An 18,269-nucleotide genomic window follows, 5' to 3' on the forward strand; every position below is an offset into this window, starting at 1 on the left:
CTCTCCAGGCAGGCAGAAGGCCGAAGACCCAACGTGGTTTCGCGTCAGGCCCGCACGAGGTTCAGCTTCAGGTGCTGGATCAGGATGATGGTCTTGGCATCGATGATGCGGCCGTCGGCAATGCCGGCCAGCGCTTCGTCGAGCGGCATTCCAGCACCTCGATGTCCTCGGGCCGGGAACCGCAAGGCAACCGTGTCGAGAACGGCCATCCACATTCGTTTTAGCAAAAGCGAAACAAAAGATGCATTTCCACGTTGAGCTTCGTCAAAACGTGGGAGATCTTTGAAAAATGGATCCGGCAACTGCGGCAGTGATGGTTTTGCTCCAGTGCAGCCCGGGTGAGGGTTCCGTCTGCAAACCCGTCGATATGGGGCCGACCATGTATGCGTCGCTCGATCTATGCATGGCTTCGCTGAAGGACAGGCTGGCAAGCGCTCCGAACGGCGAAACCGTTGGGCGGTGTCGTCTCGTTGATGCGACCGTCACAGATGGCTTACCGGTCGGCTATACAAGGGTTTTTGTGACGCGCGGCCGCGGCGCCGACGCCAGCACCAACAGCTACATCGTACAGCATCAGCGATAGCCGCCTCGTTGCCGCTGCCAACGGTGGCGCTCTTCTCTGTCTACTAAATGCGCGTGGTGCCAGTCCCTTGGTCGCCTAAATGTGGTACCGGCGGCCGCTGATCGGCACCTGGCTCATGATCTGGTCCAGAGCCCATCTCAATGATTCCGACCAGCGCGCGAACAAACTCGACCATATCGTTTGCCGTGATGGCTGCCCTGTCGGGATCTTGCCCAATGTGCTCGGCGGCCGCGCAACATGACAGGCGGATGTGATCGTAGTGCGAATCCCTTTCATCCTCCGGCAACATCGCTAATTTCATGGCGCGGCGATAAATCAGCCGCAGCAATTGCTCGAGAGCTGCTCCGACACTCATGCGTTTTGCTCCGCATTGGTCAAACGTCCCGGCGCTCAAGGGCGCGTGTCGGAACGTCGATGGGAGGTATTTCCGTCCCTGTGCCAAGGCTGCATTATAGCTATTAATATATTGTTTATTGCTAATATATGACTCCCGGAAGCGTCTTTGGCCTCCATGGGATCGTACCTCGGCGCCAAGGCCCTCCGTCAAACTGCCCGCACGGGATAGCCGCATATGCCCGTGGGCTGCCCGTCCTATCCTCGAGATCACCCTCGAAAGTGACTTCAAACGGGGCGCCGGATTTCCAGCGTCGGATCGCAGGCGGCATGGCTTTTATTGCCGACGACGTCGCTGCAGTCGCATCAGTCGGCAATTCCATCGCCATTATGCCCGCGATTGTGCGGTAAGGAGCCGAAGCAGGATCTCACGCCGCCTTTCGGGCGAGCCAACAGCGCCTGCGCATTCGCAAAGCTATTTCGGAACGGGCAATGACAATAACGATAGATAGAAACGCCAGCTGGCGCGATATCGCACGGGTGAGCGAAGGCGAATCCCTGGCGCTTAGCCAGGCAGCGTGGGAGAGGATCGCTTTTGCGCACCAGATCGTAGCGGCCATCGTCGAAAAAGGCATCCGCGCCTATGGCGTCAATACCGGGGTCGGCGCCTTGGCAAGCAAGGTCGTGGCGCCTGCCCTGCAAAAGAAACTGTCGCGCAACATCATTCGCAGTCACGCGTGCGGCGTCGGTGACCTCGTGCCGGGACGCGGCGTGCGCGCCATCATTGCCGCTCAAGTGGCGAATTTCGCGCATGGCCATTCGGGCGTGAGCCCTGCGATCGTTCGTAATTTGCTCACCTTTATCGAGCGCGACTGCGTTCCCGACGTGCCGTCCCGGGGTTCGGCCGGCTATCTGACGCACAACGCGCATGTAGCGCTGGTCCTGATCGGTGAAGGCAGTGCAACCGTGGCAGGCCGCTCGATGAGCGGGCTCGAGGCCCTGGCTGAAATGGGTCTGGAGCCCTTGGAGCTTGGCGCCAAGGAAGGCTTGAGCCTCGTCAATGGCACCGCCTGCGCAACCGGCCTGACAAGCATCGCCGTGCAGCGCGCGGAGCGTTTGCTGGGATGGGCTGACGCCGCGGCAGCTTTGACGCTTGAAGCCGCAGGCGCACAAATGCCGGCTTTTGGCGAACAGATCTTGGCCATGAGACCCTCACCCGGCATTCAGGGCGTGGGCAAATCGCTGCGTGGGTGGCTTCATGGCAGCGAACTTATTGCGCTCGCCCACGGCAGTCGCACGCAAGACGCCCTCAGTCTTCGCGCCGTGCCGCATGTTCATGGCGCCGCCCGGGAGGTGCTGGACCGGTCCGCCGAGCTGGTCGACCGCGAATTGGCTGCCGTCACCGACAATCCCGCGGTATTCGGGTCTTTGAACGATCCTCAGGTCGTTTCAGAGGCGCATGCGGTAGCGCCCGCCCTCGGCCAGGCCGCCGACGGCCTGACCATCGCCTTGGCGCAGGTGGCTGGAATGAGCGAGCGTCGGATCGATCGTCTGGTCAATCCGCTTGTCAACAATCTGCCGGCCTTCCTTGCCGATGAGGACGAGCCAATTCCGGCTTCATGATCGCCCAATACACGGCCACGTCGCTCAGCAACGTCAATCGGCGTTTGGCCGCCCCGGCGGCGACCGACGGCGGCGTCACATCCGGCCTGCAAGAGGATTTTCTTGCTCATCCAACCGTCGCGGCCAACAAGCTGCTGGCGGTTATCGACAACGCCGAATACATTCTGGCGATCGAACTCATGGCAGCCGCGCAGGCCCATGATTTTCTGGCACAGCGCGGTACTCGTGCGCCCGGTACCGATGCCATCTATCAAATGGTCCGGGAAAAAATCGCCCACTATTCCGACGATCGGCCTCTGTCCCGGGACATGGAGACCTTGCGCAACTTCATCCGCGAAATGGACGTGCCGGCCTGTCCGCAGCCGTAAGGCAAATGCCCGGCGAGCTTCGAGAAATTAGGCCTTCATCGGGTACAATTTCAGATGCTGGATCAGGATAATCGTCTTGGCATCGACGATGCGGCCGTCGGCAATGCCGGCCAGCGCTTCGTCGAGCGGCATTTCCAATACCTCGATGTCCTCGCCCTCTTCCGGCGCGCCGCCGCCGGCCGAGATGCGGTCGGCGGGCGAATAGCGGGCAACGAAGAACCACAGCCGCTCGGTGACGCTGCCCGGGCTCATGTAAGGCGAAAACAGCCGCTCGATGTCCTTCAAGCGGTAGCCGAGTTCTTCCTCGGCCTCCTTGCGGATGGCGGTTTCGGGATCGTTTTCGTCGAGCAGCCCCGCACAGGCCTCGATCAGCGGTTCGCGGTGGCCGGTCACATAGGCGGGATAGCGGAACTGGCGCACCAAAAGCACCGTCGAACGCTGGGGGTCGTAGGGCAGGATCACCGCGCCATCGCCGCGATCATAGGTCTGGCGGATCTGCGTCTCCCACTGGCCGTCGCGCCGGCGATAGTCGAGCACGGTCTTCTTCAACACCGCCCAGTCGTCGGAAAGAACCTCTTCCGAGCGGATGCGAATGCGATCTTCCATTGGATACCTCGGTATTTTGCTGCCGGGCGCAGGCGTAGCCGCGAACCGGCGCCGGCGCAATTGGGGCAGCCATTGGTCCAGAGCGCGCTTCACCCTCTCGTGTGTGGTATGGGAAAGCTCCGTTGCCTAAATAGCGCGTTCCCTTCCCGGAGTCCTTTCATGACGACATCGCTTTTCCAGCCGATCACGCTCGACGGCTTGAGCTTCCCCAACCGCATCGCCGTCGCGCCTATGTGCCAGTATTCCGCCGAGGACGGCTGCGCCAGCGATTGGCATCTTTACCACTGGATGAACCTGGCCATGTCCGGCGCCGGCATGGTCACGGTGGAGATGACCGATGTCGAGCGGCGCGGGCGCATCACCCATGGCTGCCTCGGACTTTACTCCGACGACAACGAAGCCGCTGCGCGCCGCACACTGGATGCCGCACGGCGCGTCGCCGCACCGGGAACGAAATTCGGCACGCAGCTGGCGCACGCCGGTCGCAAAGCCTCGAACCGCAAGCCCTGGGAAGGCGGCGGGCCGCTGCAGCCGAACGAGGATCCCTGGCAGACCGTCTCGGCCTCGGCCATCGCCTATGACACCGGCTGGAACGTGCCGCACGCGCTGGAAGACGAGGAAATCCTGCAGCTCATCGAGCGGTTCGCCGAAGCCGCAAGGCGGGCCGAACGCGCCGGCTTCGACTTCATCGAACTGCACGCCGCACACGGCTATTTGATCTTCCAGTTCCTGTCGCCGCTGTCCAACCAGCGCAGGGACCGCTGGGGCGACTCGCTGGAAAACCGGATGCGCCTTGTCGTCGAAATCGCCAGGGCGGTGAAGAAGGCAGTGCCGAAGCTGATGCTTGGAACGCGGTTGTCGGTGAAAGACTGGGTCGACGGTGGCTTTGACGTCGAGGACGCGATCGAGGTGGCGAAGGTATTGAAGGCCGAGGGTGTCGCCTATCTCTGCTGCTCCAGCGGCGGCAATTCGCCTTTGCAGAAACTGCCCACCGGCCCCGGCTATCAGGTGCATCTGGCGGAAGCCGTGCGCAAGGGCGCCGGCATCCCGACCCGCGCGGTTGGCCTGATCGACGATCCGAAGCAGGCCGAGGCTGTTATCGCCGAGGGCCGCGCCGACATGGTGGCGCTGGCGCGCGCCTTTCTCGCCGATCCGCGCTGGGGCTGGCGTGCGGCCGCCACATTCAGCGAAAAGATCCATCCGGCGCCGCAGCTCGCCCGCTCGGTGACGACGATGGAGCACTGGATGAAGGCGGCGGGCTGATCGGGCCATTCTCCTAATGCCGGGGCCCCCTGATCTCGGCGCGATCCTACCCGGCCCGTTTGCAACAGCCCGCTTCAATTCTGGCTGCAAACTGTTACGCTGGGTGAGGCTGCGGCGGGCGCGGCCGGGCTTGGGAGGAGATGATGTCGTTCAGGGCATTCTTGCCGGCTGCAGCTTTTATGGCCGTGGCCGGGTTTTGGCTCGGTGCGTCGACGCCGAGCGTCGCGCAATATTGCGAGGGGACGGTGCACGGCCTGTCCGGCCGCTACAATCTGGCCACCGGCAGCGGCTTTCTCGCCGTGCGGACACGGCCGAACTCGTCATCGCGGATGATCGGCCAGCTGTTCAATGGCGATCACGTCGAGATCTTCGACCGGCGCGGCAACTGGTATCAGGTCGAAATCGGCGGCACGACCGGCTGGGCCAATGCGCGATGGCTGCGCAACGATTGCGACTACTGAGACGCCGATGCATGTACCCAAACGTGGATCCGGTTTTGGACAACGGCATGCGTCAAACAAAGCGCGTCACAGACGCGACGCGACTTTTGGGCGCAGGTTCCGCGCCACTTTTGCAACCAAATTGGCTGTTTTGCGTTGCGGCCATGATGGACAACAAACCTTTTGAAACGCCGGTCGTGGTCGAACTTGGCCATGTCGGCAAATATCGCCATATCCGCAGCACCCAGGAAGCGGCGGAGTGCCTGATGACGGTGTGGCCGCTCAATCGCGGCCCACGCCATCAGGATGCCCTCGACACTTGCCTCAAAGTGCTGGAAGGTTATCGTTCGACAGCGGAAGCGCGACGGGCATTGATTGAGGCCGCCAGGGAATCGGAAGTGCTGGTGCCCGACGACAGGCTTTCCGACGACCGGCTGCATTGAGCAGGCGGACCTTTCAACCGGAGGTTTTGATGGCGAAGCTGACTTACAAGATCGTCGAGCATGACGGCGGCTGGGCCTACAAGGTCGGTTCGACCTTCTCGGAGACATTTCCCACCCATCAGGACGCGCTGCGCGCCGCCGAGATCGCTTCGGCCGAGCAGCAGGTGGCAGGCGCCACGGACGGCATCCAGTATGAGGATGCCGACGGCAAATGGCACGAGGAATTGGCCGATGGCCGCGACCGGCCGCAGACCGAGGTCTCCGACTAATTTTACCGCTAAAAAGGCCGCAGGCCACGGACGTCTGGAGAGAGGGACGTCTCGTGGCCAGTTGCGAGCCCTCGGTCGACTATTTACCGCAGTACTGGTCGTTTACATTTCCCTGATGGTTCGCATCAGGACCGGCCGAGCTATAGGCACAAGGTCCTGCCGGGTCGCCAGGATTGCCAAGGGTGTCGCCATTGATGCTTCCGGTCGTGTTCTGGTCGACGCTTGAAGACTGTCCGTTGCCGAACGGCCACCAGCTGTGACGGTTGGAATATGTGCCGTCGGATGACTGGGCCATCGCCGATGTGGCGAGACCGATCGTCAGAACCGATGTCGCGAGAAATTTCCTGTACATTGCATTACTCCGTGTCTTGGTCGCCTTGGGTGCGACACGGGGTAAACCCGGCAGTCAGCCGGTTGGTTCATTGAAATTGTCGTGAGGCTGTGGTGATGCAAACGCGCGGGCGGCAATCCGCTCGATGAAACCAATCACCCGCCTCGGCTCGACGAACTGCGGCATATGGCCGACGCCGTCGACGGGTTCGAAATCGAGCCCGTCGATCTTGCCGCGCATCGGCTCGCCATGGACGCGGATGTCGATGACGCGGTCGGCGGCCCCAAACAGGATGCCGACCGGCATGGCGATCTCGCCATAGCGCAGCTCGATGCGGCCGAGATCCTGTTCGACGGCCACGACATCGGCCGATGTCGCCTCGAAATGGGCAGGCCGCAGCCCGAGCCAGCCACCGCCGTCAACCATGTAGTCCGCCGGAAAAGCCTGCGGCGCGAAGATGAATTCCATTGTCTGCCGCGCATAGCGCAGGCTCAGGGGTATCGCCACTGTGTAGGCCATGACCCAGCGCTGCAGGCGTGAGGGAATGTAGAGCAGGTCGAACCGCTGGCGTGCCCTGGTTTCCAGATGCGTCAACGGCGCCAGCAAGGCGATGCCCGAAATCGCCTCGGGATGTTCCACGGCGAGGGTCAGCGTAATGGCGCCACCCAGCGAGTGACCCACCACCAGCGGCCTTTCCAGTCCCAATTTTTCGATGAAGCGGCGCACCAATTCTGCCTGTTCGGGCAACCGGCCGGTGGCGCCGTTCGCGCGCACCGAATAGCCCGATCCCGGACGATCAAGCGCGATCAGCCGGTAGCCCGGGCCGAAATGTCCGAACAAAGTGTGCCGGAAGTGATGGAGTTGCGCACCAAGTCCATGCAGGAAGACGATCGGCCTGCCCTCGCCCACATCGACATAGTGGATGCGGTTGCCGTCGATCTCGACGAATTTTCCGACCGGCGGCACCAGTCTTTGCGCCTTCGCCGCAATCCACAGCGTCGCCAGCACCAGACACGCGATCCCCAGCACCGCCAGCAGCAACAACAGGGCCAGCAGCCATGACAGGATCGATATCAGCATTGTTCACCCGGACCAGAACCGGTTTGAGCTTACCCGCATCCGGTCGTGCTGCAACCTCGCATCGCAACGGGCGGGTCCAAGTGCGGATGCTCACCGCCCGGTGGCATTGCCGACGGCCACGCGCCGCGCTATCTCAGGCGACCCCGTCCTGCCGGAGTCTTCCATGCCTGAAATCGTTACCGCCGCCATGCTCGTCATCGGCGATGAGATTCTGTCCGGCCGCACCAAGGACAAGAATATCGGCCATCTCGCCGATATCATGACGGCTGTAGGCATCGACCTGAAGGAAGTGCGCATCGTTCCCGACGAGGAAGACGAGATCATAGCTGCGGTGAATGCCGTGCGCGCGCGCTATACCTACGTGTTCACCACCGGCGGCATCGGCCCGACGCATGACGACATTACAGCCGATTCGATCGCCAAGGCGTTCGGCGTGCCCTGCGAATACGACGCCAAGGCCTATGCGATGCTGGGCGAAAGCTATGCGGCGCGCGGCATCGAATACACCGAGGCGCGCAAGCGCATGGCGCGGATGCCGCGCGGCGCCGACCACATCGACAACCCAGTGTCGGTAGCGCCCGGTTTTCGCATCGGCAACGTCCATGTCATGGCCGGTGTGCCCTCGATTTTCCAGGCCATGCTCGACAATGTCGTGCCGACGCTGAAAACCGGCACGAAGATGCTGTCGGCGACGGTGCACTGTCCGTTCGGCGAAGGCCTTGTCGGCGGACCTCTGGGTGAGATCCAGAAGGCGCATCCGGACACGATCATCGGTTCCTATCCAAAATATGGCGACGGCAAGTTCTGGACCGAACTGGTCGTTCGCGCCCGCTGCCAGGAGGCGCTTGACGCCGCGCGCGCCGACGTCGAGGCGATGGTGGCGGGTTTCGCCGCCAAGGCGAGTTGAGCCGCCGGAACCAAGCGCGGCGCCGCAACGTTTCCTTGCACGCGAGATTGAAGGCTCGCCAGATTGAGGGATCATCATGCGCTTCAAGACCATCGTTGCCATTCTGCAGAACGAGCAGGACGCCGAGCGCGTGCTCGACTGCGCCATTCCGCTCGCCGGCCGCTTCGAGAGCCATCTGATCGGCATCCATGCCGAGGCGCTTCCGGTGCCCTACACATCGGCGACCGGCTTCCCGGACACCGAGTTCCTGCAGGTGTCGGCCGACATGAACCGGGAGCGGGCCGACAAGCTGCAGGCCGTCTTTCTCCGGCGCATCGAGGATTCCGGCCTCTCCTTCGAGTGGCGCAGCCTGGAGAGCTTTTCCGGCGACAGCGCGCTGACCGGCATTTCGAGCGTGCGCGCCGCCGATCTCATCATCGCCGCCCAGCGCGAGACCGGTGGCGACCCGAGCGCCGATGTCGACACGCTGGTCTATGATGCCGGCCGCCCGGTGCTGGTGGTGCCGAGCGCGGGTCCGCTGGTCACCACTTTCAAGCGTGTGCTGCTCGCCTGGAACGGCAGCAAGGAGGCCGCGCGCGCCGCCTTCGACGCCCTGCCCTTCATCATCGAGGCCGAGAAAACCGACATATTGGTCATCGATCCGCCCGACACGCTCGATGAAAGCCCGGAGGCCGCCGGCGCCGAAATCGCATCGGCCCTGTCGCGCCACGGCGCCAATGTCAGCGTCTCGGTGCTGCAATCGGGCGGCACCTCGGTCGATGACATGATCCAGAACCGGGTCGCCGAGAGCGGTGCCGATCTCCTGGTGCTTGGTGCCTACAGCCATTCCTGGCTGCGCCAGCTGCTGTTCGGCGGGGTGACGCGCACGGTGCTGCGCACGGCACAGGTGGCGGCTTTCCTGTCGCGTTAGGTTGCGTGGATCGATGATCTCTGGCGCGCGGCGAAGTACGCCCCGACATGGTCGACAACGGCGGAAGTCAGGTCATCCGCCGCGTGAGGGCTGCGTCGCAAAGCGACATCGTAGTAACCGATGGATGGAAGACCATGCTCCGGCCCGAACGGCGCCAGTTCGCCCGACAAGGCCGCAATTGGCAGCGGCGCGACCGCCAACCCAGCCAGCACCGGGGCGAGCTGACCAGTAAGGTTCTCGCTTGTACAAACGATGTGATAAGAGATGCCGGCTGCGTCGAGCGCGTCGATGGCTACCTTGCGCCACACGCAACTCGTCGGACCTGCGGCGACTGCCAGCGGACGACGCAAGTGGGCACTCCCATGCGCAAGGCCGGTCCATACAAGCCGGTCTCTGTGGATAGCCGTCTCGGGTGATCCAGTTCGACCTGTCGCGCCGGCGGTCACGAGCGCAACATCCAGTTCGCCTTCATCCAGCATCCGCGACACCAAGCTGCTCACGCGGCAGGTCACGTTGATTTCCGCCAGGGGGTACGCGGTCGCATAGCTGGCGAGAACCGAGGGAAGGAACGCAACGGCATATTCTTCCGTCATTCCCAGTCGCACTGCGCGCCCCTGCGACAGGCGGTTGAACCGCGCCACCGCTTCTTCAGCGATCCCAAGGACGCGCCGCGCGTAGGTCAGAAGCGCTTCTCCTGCTGGTGTCAGCGCTATGGATCGCCCCTGATGCACGAAGACCTGCTGTCCGATCTGCGCCTCGAGTCGCTTCATTTGCATGCTGACGGCCGACGGCGTGCGATGCACTATTCGGGCAGCGCCGACGAAGCTGCCGGTGTCGACAACTGCCATCAGAGTACGCAGGAGCACATTGTCCAGCGCTAACAGAACACCCGCGTCCGGCCGTGCGTTGTTCGACATGAGTGGCAGCCCCAATTCGCCAATTTAGCTGACGATGAATGTAAATCCTTTTCGTTTCTCGGAGCAATCAGCATCGGCCAAACTGAGTGATCCAACCGGACCGATCCGGCTCGACGGACAGGTGGGCGGCTATCGGCGCCCGTGCATCGCTATTGCTTGGAGAGGTCCATTCGATGAATACGGCGCTCAATCTCGCATACCACGCTGCACGAGCATGGATCGACGGACTGGACGATCGTTCGGTGGCCGCCACGGCCGGCCTATCGGACCTCAAGCAATGCTTCGCCGGTCCATTGCCGCCCGATGGCAGCAGTGCGCAGGACGTGATCTGTGCACTTGTCCGAGACGCCGATGCAGGCATGCATGGCAGCGCGGGTGGACGCTTCTTCGCCTGGGTGATTGGCGGTGGGCTGGAATCCGCACTCGCGGCCGACTGGCTCGTTGCCACCTGGGATCAGAACGCAGCGCTCTATTCGGCCAGTCCTGCATCCGCGGTAATCGAAGAGACAGCTGGCGAATGGATCAAGGAACTGCTCGATCTGCCGCGGGACGCCTCCTTTGCTTTCACCAGCGGCTGCCAGATGGCGCACATGACGAGCCTTGCGGCTGCGCGAGCCGCGCTCCTCAAGCGCGTCGGCTGGAGTGTGGAAGAGGACGGGCTGTTTGGAGCCCCTGAAATCAGAGTCCTCACGAGTGACCAGCGGCACGTCACCATAGACCGCGCGGTGCGCTTTCTGGGGATCGGCCACAATGCCATTGAACAATTGAAAACGGACGGGGACGGGCGAGTCTCTCCTGCGGTTCTCGACGGTGCGCTTTCCGAAAACTCCACGCCGACCATACTCGTGCTCAATGCCGCCGACTTGAACATCGGCGCATGCGACCCGTTCGAGGACCTGATCCCAATGGCACATTCGGCTGATGCCTGGGTTCACATCGACGGCGCCTTCGGTCTCTTCGCACGCGCGAGCCGAACGTACCGCCACCTGCTCGACGGCGTGGAAACGGCTGACAGCTGGGCGACCGACGGCCACAAATGGCTGAACGTTCCCTTCGACTGCGGTATCGCTGTCGTCGCGGATCGCAACGCGCATCGGACTGCGATGACATCGAACGCCTCCTATGTCGCGCCGGTAACAATCGCGCGGGACCAACTGGACTGGAATCCGGAATACTCTCGCCGGGCACGCGGCGTTCCCGTCTACGCCGCGCTCAAGGAACTTGGCCGCAACGGCGTAGAGGCTCTGGTGGATCGCTGCTGTGCGCATTGCGCCAGCATCGTCGAGGGGATAGGTAAACTGCCGGGTGCCGAGATCCTGGCAAGGCCAACGCTCAATCAGGGCCTGCTCCGTTTCGTTCGGCCAGGCGCATCACCTGGCGAAAACGATGTCTTTACCGACGAGACGATTCAAAGAATCAATGCCACGGGCGAAGCCTTCTTCTCCGGCACGACATGGCGCAGCCGCCGTGCCATGCGCGTCAGCGTGGTCAACTGGCGCACCAGCGACCAGGACGTCCAGCGGGCAATCGCGGCCGCGACTTCCGTGCTGAAGTCGGAAGCAGCCACGCCTGTCGACTGAAGGTCCCGCCACTTGCCAAGCCCAAGGTTTTCCAGTTAATTCCGCGCGCATTCCCCTGTTTTCTTGCACGCGGCCTTCGCGTGCTGCGGAGTGCGCGAAAAATGTCCCTTCCCGAAAAAGCCTTCCCGGTCTCCTGGGACCAGTTCCATCGTGACGCCCGTGCGCTTTCCTGGCGGCTTTCCGGCGCCAACAAGGGGCAATGGCGAGCGATCGTCTGCATCACGCGCGGCGGTCTGGTTCCCGCGGCGATCATCGCGCGCGAACTCGGCATCCGTGTCATCGAGACGGTCTGTGTCGCCTCCTACCACGACTACACCAGCCAGGGGCAGTTGCAGGTGCTGAAGGAAATCACGCCCGCGCTGCTCGCCGACGACGGCGCCGGCGTGCTGATCATCGACGACCTGACCGACACCGGCAAGACCGCCGGCATCGTGCGCGCGATGATGCCCAAGGCGCACTTCGCCACCGTCTACGCCAAGCCCAAAGGCCGGCCACTGGTCGACACTTTCGTCACCGAGGTCAGCCAGGACACGTGGATCTATTTCCCCTGGGACATGGGCTTCACCTATCAGAAGCCGATCGCCGACGACCACGCCGGCTGATTCGCAACAGGCCGACTTTTTCCAGTTAAGCCGTCACCGATGACAATATTTGCTTCCGCGAACGGGTCCGCCGGGCACGTTATCCTGTGAAATCGACCCTTGTTGGCGGAAATTGGCCAGCCTGATCAAAGTTTTTACTTTTATTGGTCACAATTAGCCGTAAATTCGTGAGGCGGCAAACGATTCTGGAGGCTGGGGCTAGCTTCTCCTATGTTGACGAGGCCAACGACGCACAACCACCTGGCTGAAAGGGTCCGGCGACTCTTCGGCACCGCGCCGTGCCGTCTGCAGGTTGCCGCCCTACCCTGGCGCGATACCGGAAATGGCGTCGAGATCATGCTGATCACCAGCCGTGATACTGGTCGCTGGGTGTTGCCGAAGGGCTGGCCGGAGGCCAGGGAGCCGCTTTGCGAGGCGGCGGCGCGCGAGGCCGGCGAGGAAGCCGGATTGCGCGGAAGCGTCTCCCATCTCGAGGCCGGCCGTTACTTCTATGCCAAGGTTCTGGCATCAGGCGAAGAAGTGCCTTGCGAGGTGCTGGTGTTTCCGCTGCACGTCGACAAGATCGCCGATCGCTGGAAGGAAAAGCGTTCCCGCACCCGCAAATGGGTCAATTCCAGCGAAGCAGTGCGCATGGTCAATGAACCGGACCTTTGCCAGATCATCGCCTATTTCTGCGCTGACCCGCACAGATTCTCCTAAGCGACATCTTGCGCGCGGATTCACAACCATGTGATGTGCCGCCGCATGAATGGTTTGCTAATTTTTCTTCGCTAAGAATCGGTCAATCTAGCGATTGATCGATGGCGAACTCTGTAGACCCACTTAAGCAAGATACCGACGCCTCCAAGCGAGAGCACCGTCCGCGCGTGCTCAAGGGCGGTTCCGTCATCACCGGGATTCAGAACTCGGAAATCGCCGTTACGCTACGCAACCAGCATGCGGGCGGTGCCGAATTGAAAGTTCCGCTCGAGTCGCGGGTTCCGGATCGTTTCCTGCTTTATGTGCCGCTCGACGGCGTCGCCTATCGCTGTGAGGTCCGCTGGCGCCGCAACGATCGGATCGGTGTACAGTTCACCGGCACCGAGCCGAAGCCGAAGCTGCACTACGGTTGATATAAGGCGCATGAGCCTGACAGGCTTTTGCTGCGCCCCGCGACCAACGAGCACCTCCTGATGGTCGCCGGCCCGCAAGTCCGCCGCCCGAAACGGCAATCGCAGCGGCGCATTTCTATCCCCGTTATCCACATGTGTGACACACAAGATGTTGGGGTCACAAAAGCTACGCAAACGAATCCTTGACGGCGCAAAACGAGTCGCCTTTTATAGGCCATGCGCTCCTGTTGAGAGTGCGACCGGAAAGTTCTGAGCCCGGTCTTTTTCCCGGACTATGTGCGTTTTTTCCCGCATTTCCGCCTGTTTACGAGGCCGGCGGAAGCGTTGGGATTGTGGGGCGGTGGGGCGACGAAAGGGAGAATTGTCGGACTGGAATAAATTGTCTGTTAATACTATATTTAGTGTTTGCAGGTAGGTTCGACGCTAGATAGTGTGAATTTCCCTCGAGTGAGGGACTCGGAAAAATTCAGATTTGAGGGACCCGCGGGGTTCGGCGGTGCGCTGGACTGAAGCTTCGCAAGGAGCTCGGCCAGCAGAGGCCGGCGGGACCCGCGAAATGGAGAGCCGGCCGTTTTCGAACGCCGGCAGACGGCGGGCATGCGCGTTTCGCATCAGGGGGAGAAATCCCTGGGGAAAAGCGCTATATATAGACAAAAGGACGGGACCAATGCGCATCGAGCGTCGCTTCACCAAGCCAGGCCAATCTGCTTATGCGGAGATCGAATTCCGCAAGGCGCTTTCCGAGATCAAGAATCCGGATGGCTCGGTGGTGTTCCGCCTCGACAACATCGACGTGCCGGCGCAGTTCTCCCAGGTCGCCGCCGACATCCTGGCGCAGAAGTATTTCCGCAAGGCTGGCGTCCCCGCGCGGTTGAAGAAGGTCGAGGAGAACGACGTCCCCTCCTTCCTGTGGCGCTCCGTCGCCGATGAGGCCGAACTTGCCAAACTGCCGGAAGCCGAGCGCTACGGGTCCGAGATCGACGCCCGCCAGGTCTTCGACCGGCTGGCCGGCACCTGGACCTATTGGGGCTACAAGGGCGGCTACTTCAAGTCGGAGGACGACGCGCGCACCTTCCGCGACGAGCTCGCCTATATGCTGGCCACGCAGCGCGTCGCGCCCAATTCGCCGCAATGGTTCAACACTGGGTTGCACTGGGCATACGGCATTGACGGTCCGAGCCAGGGCCACTTCTATGTCGACCCCTTCACCGGCAAGCTGACCAAGTCGAAATCGTCCTACGAGCATCCGCAGCCGCATGCCTGCTTCATCCAGGGCGTGCAGGACGACCTCGTCAACGAGGGCGGCATCATGGACCTTTGGGTGCGTGAAGCGCGCCTGTTCAAATATGGCTCCGGCACCGGCTCGAACTTCTCGCTGCTGCGCGGCGAAGGCGAAAAGCTGTCGGGCGGCGGCCGTTCGTCCGGCCTGATGAGCTTCCTCAAGATCGGCGACCGCGCCGCGGGCGCCATCAAGTCTGGCGGCACGACCCGCCGTGCTGCGAAAATGGTTATCGTCGACGCCGACCACCCCGATATCGAGGAATTCATCGACTGGAAGGTCAATGAAGAGCAGAAGGTCGCCTCGCTGGTGACCGGCTCCAAGATCGTCAAGAAGCATCTCGAAGCCATCATGAAGGCCTGTGTCAATTGCGAAGGCCATGACGACGACTGCTTCGATCCGGCCATCAACACGGCGCTGAAGCGCGAGATCAAGGCGGCCAAGAAGTCGGCCGTGCCGGAGAACTACATCTACCGCGTCATCCAGTTCGCCAAGCAGGGCTACACCTCGATGTCGTTCAAGACCTACGACACCGACTGGGATTCGGATGCCTATCTGACGGTTTCGGGCCAGAACTCCAACAATTCGGTGTCGCTGAAGGACAATTTCCTGCGCGCCGTCGAGGACGACGCCGACTGGCACCTGACCGCCCGCAAGGACGGCAAGGTGCTGAAGACGCTGAAGGCCAGGGATCTCTGGGAAAAGATCGGCTACGCCGCCTGGGCGTCGGCGGATCCGGGCCTGCATTTCAACACGACGATGAACGACTGGCACACCTGCGCTTCGGCCGGTGCGATTCGCGCCTCCAATCCGTGCTCGGAATACATGTTCCTCGACGACACGGCCTGCAACCTCGCCTCGATCAACCTGCTGCCCTACCGTAATGCCGACGGCACGATCGACATCGCTGCCTACGAGCATACGGTGCGGCTGTGGACCATTGTTCTCGAAATCTCGGTCATGATGGCGCAGTTCCCCTCGAAGGAGATCGCCAAGCTCTCCTACGAATACCGCACGCTCGGCCTCGGCTACGCCAATATTGGTGGCCTGCTGATGACCTCGGGCATTCCCTATGACTCTGACGAGGGCCGCGCCATCTGCGCAGCACTCACCGCGATCATGACCGGCGTCGCCTACGCCACCTCGGCGGAAATGGCTTCCGAGCTCGGCGCTTTCCCGGACTATGACCGCAACGCCCAGAACATGCTGCGCGTCATGCGCAACCATCGCCGCGCCGCCTATGGCGACAAGGACGGCTACGAGAAGCTCGCCGTCAATCCGGTGCCGCTGGTCGCCTCCGACCTCAAGCAGCAGGCGCTTGCCGAGCATGCGAAAGCCGCCTGGGACCGCGCCATCGAACTTGGCGAGGAGCATGGCTACCGCAATGCGCAGGCGACCGTCATCGCGCCGACCGGCACGATCGGTCTGGTCATGGATTGCGACACCACCGGCATCGAGCCCGACTTCGCGCTGGTGAAGTTCAAGAAGCTCGCCGGCGGCGGCTACTTCAAGATCATCAACCGTGCGGTGCCGGAAGCGCTGCGCACGCTCGGCTACTCCGAAGCCCAGCTCGCCGAGATTGAGGCCTATGCGGTCGGCCACGGCAATCTCAACCAGGCGCCCGTCATCAATCCCGGCTCGCTCAAGGCGAAAGGCTTCACCGACGAGAAGATCGAGGCGCTTAATGCGGCGCTGAAGTCGGCCTTCGACATCAAGTTCGTCTTCAACCAGTGGACGCTCGGCGCCGACTGGGTGAAGGAGACGTTCGGCTTCACCGACGAGCAACTCAACGACTTCTCGTTCGAGATCTTGCCGGCGCTGGGTTTTTCCAGGAAGGACATCGAGGCCGCCAATATCCATGTCTGCGGTGCCATGACTTTGGAAGGCGCGCCCTTCCTCAAGGCCGAACACCTCGCCGTGTTCGACTGCGCCAGCCCCTGCGGCAAGATCGGCAAGCGTTCGCTGTCGATTAACAGCCACATCCAGATGATGGCGGCGGCACAGCCTTTCATCTCGGGCGCCATCTCCAAGACCATCAACATGCCCAACGATGCGACGGTGGAAGACGCCAAGGGCGCCTACATGCTGTCGTGGAAGCTGGCGCTGAAGGCCAACGCGCTTTACCGCGACGGTTCAAAACTGTCGCAGCCGCTGAATGCCTCGCTGCTCGCCGATGGCGAGGAGGATGAGGACGATGCGGTCGAGCAGCTGATCGCCGCACCGGCGGCAGCGCGCGCGGCGCAGATCACCGAACGGATCGTCGAGCGCATCATCGAGCGCGTGTCGCGCGAGCAGGAAAAGCTGCCCGGCCGCCGCAAGGGTTACACCCAGAAGGCCAAGATCGGTGGCAACACCATTTTCCTGCGCACCGGCGAATATGATGATGGCCGTCTCGGCGAGATCTTCATCGACATGAACAAGGAAGGCGCCACGCTGCGTGGCCTCCTCAACAACTTCGCCATCGCCATTTCGCTCGGCCTGCAGTACGGCGTGCCGCTCGACGAATATGTGCACGCCTTCACTTTCACCAAGTTCGAGCCGGCCGGCATGGTCATCGGCAACGATGCCATCAAGAGCGCGACGTCGATCCTCGACTACGTGTTCCGCGAACTCGCCATCTCCTATCTCGGCCGCAACGACCTCGCCCATGTCGACCAGTCGGACTTCTCCAACACCGCACTTGGCCGCGGCATCAGCGAAGGCAAGACCGACGCCGTCTCCAAGGGCCTGACCCGCGGTTCGCCGGTGAAGCTGGTGTCGAGGGCAATCGGCAACGAGCCGAAGGGCTTTGCCGGCTCCGCCACCCCTGCCCGCTCGGCGCCGACCGCCTTCTCCGGCTCCAACGTCCTGGCGCTGAAGCCGGCCAGCGACGAGGCGATCGCCTACAAGCGCGACTATGAGGAGCGCGCCAAGGAATTGGCCGAGGACATCGCCTTCGAGGAAGTGGCCGGCTCTGCTTCCGACGCCACGGCGGCGCTGTTCACCGACGCCGCGGCCAATGAAGCGGCCGAAGCAAAGAAACTCGCCGCCGACCGCCGCGCCAAATCACTGCTGCAAGGCTACACCGGCAATTCCTGCTCCGAGTGCCAGAATTTCACGATGGTGCGGAACGGGACGTGTGAAAAGTGCGATACGTGCGGCGCCACGAGCGGGTGCAGCTGAGGAAAATCTGCAGCGCTCAAACGCAACGTCATCGGCCCGGTCGTAAGATCGGGCCGGAATGGCAAAAGGAACAAAAGAGAAAGTAGCCTAAAAAATTGAAATCGCCCAAATGCGACTGAAAACACCAAGGCCGACCCCTTCGGATCGGCCTTGGGTACCGCGAATAAGCCGAAGCCCACGCGGGGCGACGAGATCGAATCCCATCTCCTGTGACAAGGAACATCATATCGGGAGTCGGTTCTTGGAGTCGAGGTAGCTGAGGCAGTTCCAAAGAAAGATATCCAATGACCACCAATGAACGTAAGACTTTCGACATTGGACGTAGCTCGAAGAGCGGCCAATTCATTCCTGTGAAGGAAGCCGAGCGCCGCCCTAACACAACCACGGTCGAGCGCGTGCCCAAGCCCGGCTACGGGGACACCAAGAACGAGCCGCCGCGCAAGAAATAACACCCTAAGGTC

At 62.2% G+C, this 18,269-nt stretch carries 18 protein-coding genes and 2 pseudogenes; 14 read left to right on the plus strand and 6 right to left on the minus strand.

Going from position 1 to position 18,269, the window contains the following annotated elements; genetic code table 11:
• Window positions 1-44: 44 nt before the first annotated feature.
• A pseudogene (locus AC0V8S_RS25225) lies at window positions 45-169 on the minus strand (GDP-mannose pyrophosphatase); the annotation flags it as partial.
• 120 nt (window positions 170-289) lie between these two features.
• Here AC0V8S_RS25225 and AC0V8S_RS25230 point away from each other — a divergent pair.
• Window positions 290-583 (plus strand): hypothetical protein, encoded by a 294-nt coding sequence (locus tag AC0V8S_RS25230; protein ID WP_475434100.1) that lies wholly within the window; start codon window positions 290-292, stop codon window positions 581-583.
• Window positions 584-626: 43 nt separating this feature from the next.
• Here the strand turns inward: AC0V8S_RS25230 and AC0V8S_RS25235 are convergent, their stop codons facing one another.
• A complete protein-coding gene (locus AC0V8S_RS25235; protein WP_475434102.1) occupies window positions 627-938 on the minus strand; it encodes a hypothetical protein in 312 nt (103 codons plus the stop codon).
• A 470-nt stretch (window positions 939-1,408) separates the two neighbouring features.
• Here AC0V8S_RS25235 and AC0V8S_RS25240 point away from each other — a divergent pair.
• Window positions 1,409-2,907 (plus strand): annotated as a pseudogene (locus AC0V8S_RS25240) (HAL/PAL/TAL family ammonia-lyase).
• Between the two features lie 27 nt (window positions 2,908-2,934).
• On the opposite strand, the gene AC0V8S_RS25245 reads toward AC0V8S_RS25240, so the two are convergent.
• The gene (locus AC0V8S_RS25245) at window positions 2,935-3,513 is read right to left on the minus strand and encodes an NUDIX domain-containing protein (RefSeq protein WP_475434104.1); all 579 of its coding nucleotides are present in this window, start codon (window positions 3,511-3,513) and stop codon (window positions 2,935-2,937) included.
• A 159-nt stretch (window positions 3,514-3,672) separates the two neighbouring features.
• Between AC0V8S_RS25245 and AC0V8S_RS25250 the strand changes: the two genes are divergently transcribed.
• The 4 genes from AC0V8S_RS25250 to AC0V8S_RS25265 all read left to right on the plus strand — a co-directional run bounded on the left by AC0V8S_RS25250 (window position 3,673) and on the right by AC0V8S_RS25265 (window position 5,928).
• The gene (locus AC0V8S_RS25250; RefSeq protein ID WP_475434106.1) at window positions 3,673-4,776 is read left to right on the plus strand and encodes an NADH:flavin oxidoreductase/NADH oxidase; all 1,104 of its coding nucleotides are present in this window, start codon (window positions 3,673-3,675) and stop codon (window positions 4,774-4,776) included.
• A gap of 143 nt (window positions 4,777-4,919) precedes the next feature.
• Window positions 4,920-5,237 carry an SH3 domain-containing protein gene (locus tag AC0V8S_RS25255; protein WP_475434108.1) on the plus strand — a complete coding sequence of 106 codons (318 nt, stop codon included), beginning with the start codon at window positions 4,920-4,922 and terminating at the stop codon, window positions 5,235-5,237.
• A gap of 143 nt (window positions 5,238-5,380) precedes the next feature.
• Complete coding sequence (locus AC0V8S_RS25260) at window positions 5,381-5,659, plus strand: DUF982 domain-containing protein (protein ID WP_183465256.1); 279 nt, start codon at window positions 5,381-5,383, stop codon at window positions 5,657-5,659.
• 29 nt (window positions 5,660-5,688) lie between these two features.
• Entirely contained in the window at window positions 5,689-5,928 is a 240-nt protein-coding gene (locus AC0V8S_RS25265; RefSeq protein WP_019857848.1) for a DUF2188 domain-containing protein, read from the plus strand.
• A 79-nt stretch (window positions 5,929-6,007) separates the two neighbouring features.
• Here AC0V8S_RS25265 and AC0V8S_RS25270 read toward each other — a convergent pair whose 3' ends face one another.
• Together AC0V8S_RS25270 and AC0V8S_RS25275 are read right to left on the minus strand one after the other, a co-directional pair.
• A complete protein-coding gene (locus AC0V8S_RS25270; RefSeq protein WP_475434110.1) occupies window positions 6,008-6,280 on the minus strand; it encodes a hypothetical protein in 273 nt (90 codons plus the stop codon).
• Window positions 6,281-6,334: 54 nt separating this feature from the next.
• Window positions 6,335-7,339, minus strand: a complete 1,005-nt coding sequence (locus AC0V8S_RS25275; protein ID WP_475434112.1) for an alpha/beta fold hydrolase — start codon at window positions 7,337-7,339, stop codon at window positions 6,335-6,337.
• Window positions 7,340-7,502: 163 nt separating this feature from the next.
• Between AC0V8S_RS25275 and AC0V8S_RS25280 the strand changes: the two genes are divergently transcribed.
• Both AC0V8S_RS25280 and AC0V8S_RS25285 read left to right on the plus strand, forming a co-directional pair.
• Window positions 7,503-8,246 carry a competence/damage-inducible protein A gene (locus AC0V8S_RS25280; protein WP_475434114.1) on the plus strand — a complete coding sequence of 248 codons (744 nt, stop codon included), beginning with the start codon at window positions 7,503-7,505 and terminating at the stop codon, window positions 8,244-8,246.
• Between the two features lie 76 nt (window positions 8,247-8,322).
• Window positions 8,323-9,156 carry a universal stress protein gene (locus tag AC0V8S_RS25285; RefSeq protein WP_475434116.1) on the plus strand — a complete coding sequence of 278 codons (834 nt, stop codon included), beginning with the start codon at window positions 8,323-8,325 and terminating at the stop codon, window positions 9,154-9,156.
• Here AC0V8S_RS25285 and AC0V8S_RS25290 read toward each other — a convergent pair.
• Window positions 9,153-10,073 carry a LysR family transcriptional regulator gene (locus AC0V8S_RS25290; RefSeq protein ID WP_475434118.1) on the minus strand — a complete coding sequence of 307 codons (921 nt, stop codon included), beginning with the start codon at window positions 10,071-10,073 and terminating at the stop codon, window positions 9,153-9,155. The two genes, AC0V8S_RS25285 and AC0V8S_RS25290, sit on opposite strands and share 4 nt — an antisense overlap.
• Window positions 10,074-10,246: 173 nt before the next feature.
• Between AC0V8S_RS25290 and AC0V8S_RS25295 the strand changes: the two genes are divergently transcribed.
• The 6 genes from AC0V8S_RS25295 (at window position 10,247) to AC0V8S_RS25320 (ending at window position 18,257) form a co-directional block, all read left to right on the plus strand.
• A complete protein-coding gene (locus tag AC0V8S_RS25295) occupies window positions 10,247-11,653 on the plus strand; it encodes a pyridoxal phosphate-dependent decarboxylase family protein (protein ID WP_475434120.1) in 1,407 nt (468 codons plus the stop codon).
• 101 nt (window positions 11,654-11,754) lie between these two features.
• The gene (gene gpt / locus AC0V8S_RS25300) at window positions 11,755-12,255 is read left to right on the plus strand and encodes a xanthine phosphoribosyltransferase (RefSeq protein ID WP_027045568.1); all 501 of its coding nucleotides are present in this window, start codon (window positions 11,755-11,757) and stop codon (window positions 12,253-12,255) included.
• Window positions 12,256-12,465: 210 nt separating this feature from the next.
• Entirely contained in the window at window positions 12,466-12,954 is a 489-nt protein-coding gene (locus AC0V8S_RS25305) for an NUDIX hydrolase (RefSeq protein ID WP_475434122.1), read from the plus strand.
• Window positions 12,955-13,055: 101 nt separating this feature from the next.
• Complete coding sequence (locus tag AC0V8S_RS25310; RefSeq protein WP_475434124.1) at window positions 13,056-13,367, plus strand: PilZ domain-containing protein; 312 nt, start codon at window positions 13,056-13,058, stop codon at window positions 13,365-13,367.
• Between the two features lie 667 nt (window positions 13,368-14,034).
• Window positions 14,035-17,808: a vitamin B12-dependent ribonucleotide reductase gene (locus AC0V8S_RS25315; protein ID WP_475434126.1), complete on the plus strand. Its 3,774-nt coding sequence runs from the start codon at window positions 14,035-14,037 to the stop codon at window positions 17,806-17,808.
• 284 nt (window positions 17,809-18,092) lie between these two features.
• Window positions 18,093-18,257 carry a hypothetical protein gene (locus AC0V8S_RS25320; protein WP_183452977.1) on the plus strand — a complete coding sequence of 55 codons (165 nt, stop codon included), beginning with the start codon at window positions 18,093-18,095 and terminating at the stop codon, window positions 18,255-18,257.
• Window positions 18,258-18,269: the final 12 nt, after the last annotated feature.

It is taken from the genome of Mesorhizobium oxytropidicola (assembly GCF_056174625.1).

Excerpts from the sequence above, each read along its gene's own strand:
- AC0V8S_RS25315 (WP_475434126.1), top strand. The coding sequence starts at position 14,035 with ATGCGCATCGAGCGTCGCTTCACCAAGCCAGGCCAATCTGCTTATGCG.
- AC0V8S_RS25305 (WP_475434122.1), top strand. The coding sequence starts at position 12,466 with ATGTTGACGAGGCCAACGACGCACAACCACCTGGCTGAAAGGGTCCGG.
- AC0V8S_RS25250 (WP_475434106.1), top strand. The coding sequence starts at position 3,673 with ATGACGACATCGCTTTTCCAGCCGATCACGCTCGACGGCTTGAGCTTC.
- AC0V8S_RS25255 (WP_475434108.1), top strand. The coding sequence starts at position 4,920 with ATGTCGTTCAGGGCATTCTTGCCGGCTGCAGCTTTTATGGCCGTGGCC.
- AC0V8S_RS25290 (WP_475434118.1), bottom strand. The coding sequence starts at position 10,073 with ATGTCGAACAACGCACGGCCGGACGCGGGTGTTCTGTTAGCGCTGGAC.
- AC0V8S_RS25285 (WP_475434116.1), top strand. The coding sequence starts at position 8,323 with ATGCGCTTCAAGACCATCGTTGCCATTCTGCAGAACGAGCAGGACGCC.
- AC0V8S_RS25310 (WP_475434124.1), top strand. The coding sequence starts at position 13,056 with ATGGCGAACTCTGTAGACCCACTTAAGCAAGATACCGACGCCTCCAAG.
- AC0V8S_RS25280 (WP_475434114.1), top strand. The coding sequence starts at position 7,503 with ATGCCTGAAATCGTTACCGCCGCCATGCTCGTCATCGGCGATGAGATT.
- gpt (WP_027045568.1), top strand. The coding sequence starts at position 11,755 with ATGTCCCTTCCCGAAAAAGCCTTCCCGGTCTCCTGGGACCAGTTCCAT.
- AC0V8S_RS25260 (WP_183465256.1), top strand. The coding sequence starts at position 5,381 with ATGATGGACAACAAACCTTTTGAAACGCCGGTCGTGGTCGAACTTGGC.
- AC0V8S_RS25270 (WP_475434110.1), bottom strand. The coding sequence starts at position 6,280 with ATGTACAGGAAATTTCTCGCGACATCGGTTCTGACGATCGGTCTCGCC.
- AC0V8S_RS25245 (WP_475434104.1), bottom strand. The coding sequence starts at position 3,513 with ATGGAAGATCGCATTCGCATCCGCTCGGAAGAGGTTCTTTCCGACGAC.
- AC0V8S_RS25230 (WP_475434100.1), top strand. The coding sequence starts at position 290 with ATGGATCCGGCAACTGCGGCAGTGATGGTTTTGCTCCAGTGCAGCCCG.
- AC0V8S_RS25295 (WP_475434120.1), top strand. The coding sequence starts at position 10,247 with ATGAATACGGCGCTCAATCTCGCATACCACGCTGCACGAGCATGGATC.
- AC0V8S_RS25235 (WP_475434102.1), bottom strand. The coding sequence starts at position 938 with ATGAGTGTCGGAGCAGCTCTCGAGCAATTGCTGCGGCTGATTTATCGC.
- AC0V8S_RS25275 (WP_475434112.1), bottom strand. The coding sequence starts at position 7,339 with ATGCTGATATCGATCCTGTCATGGCTGCTGGCCCTGTTGTTGCTGCTG.
- AC0V8S_RS25265 (WP_019857848.1), top strand. The coding sequence starts at position 5,689 with ATGGCGAAGCTGACTTACAAGATCGTCGAGCATGACGGCGGCTGGGCC.
- AC0V8S_RS25320 (WP_183452977.1), top strand. The coding sequence starts at position 18,093 with ATGACCACCAATGAACGTAAGACTTTCGACATTGGACGTAGCTCGAAG.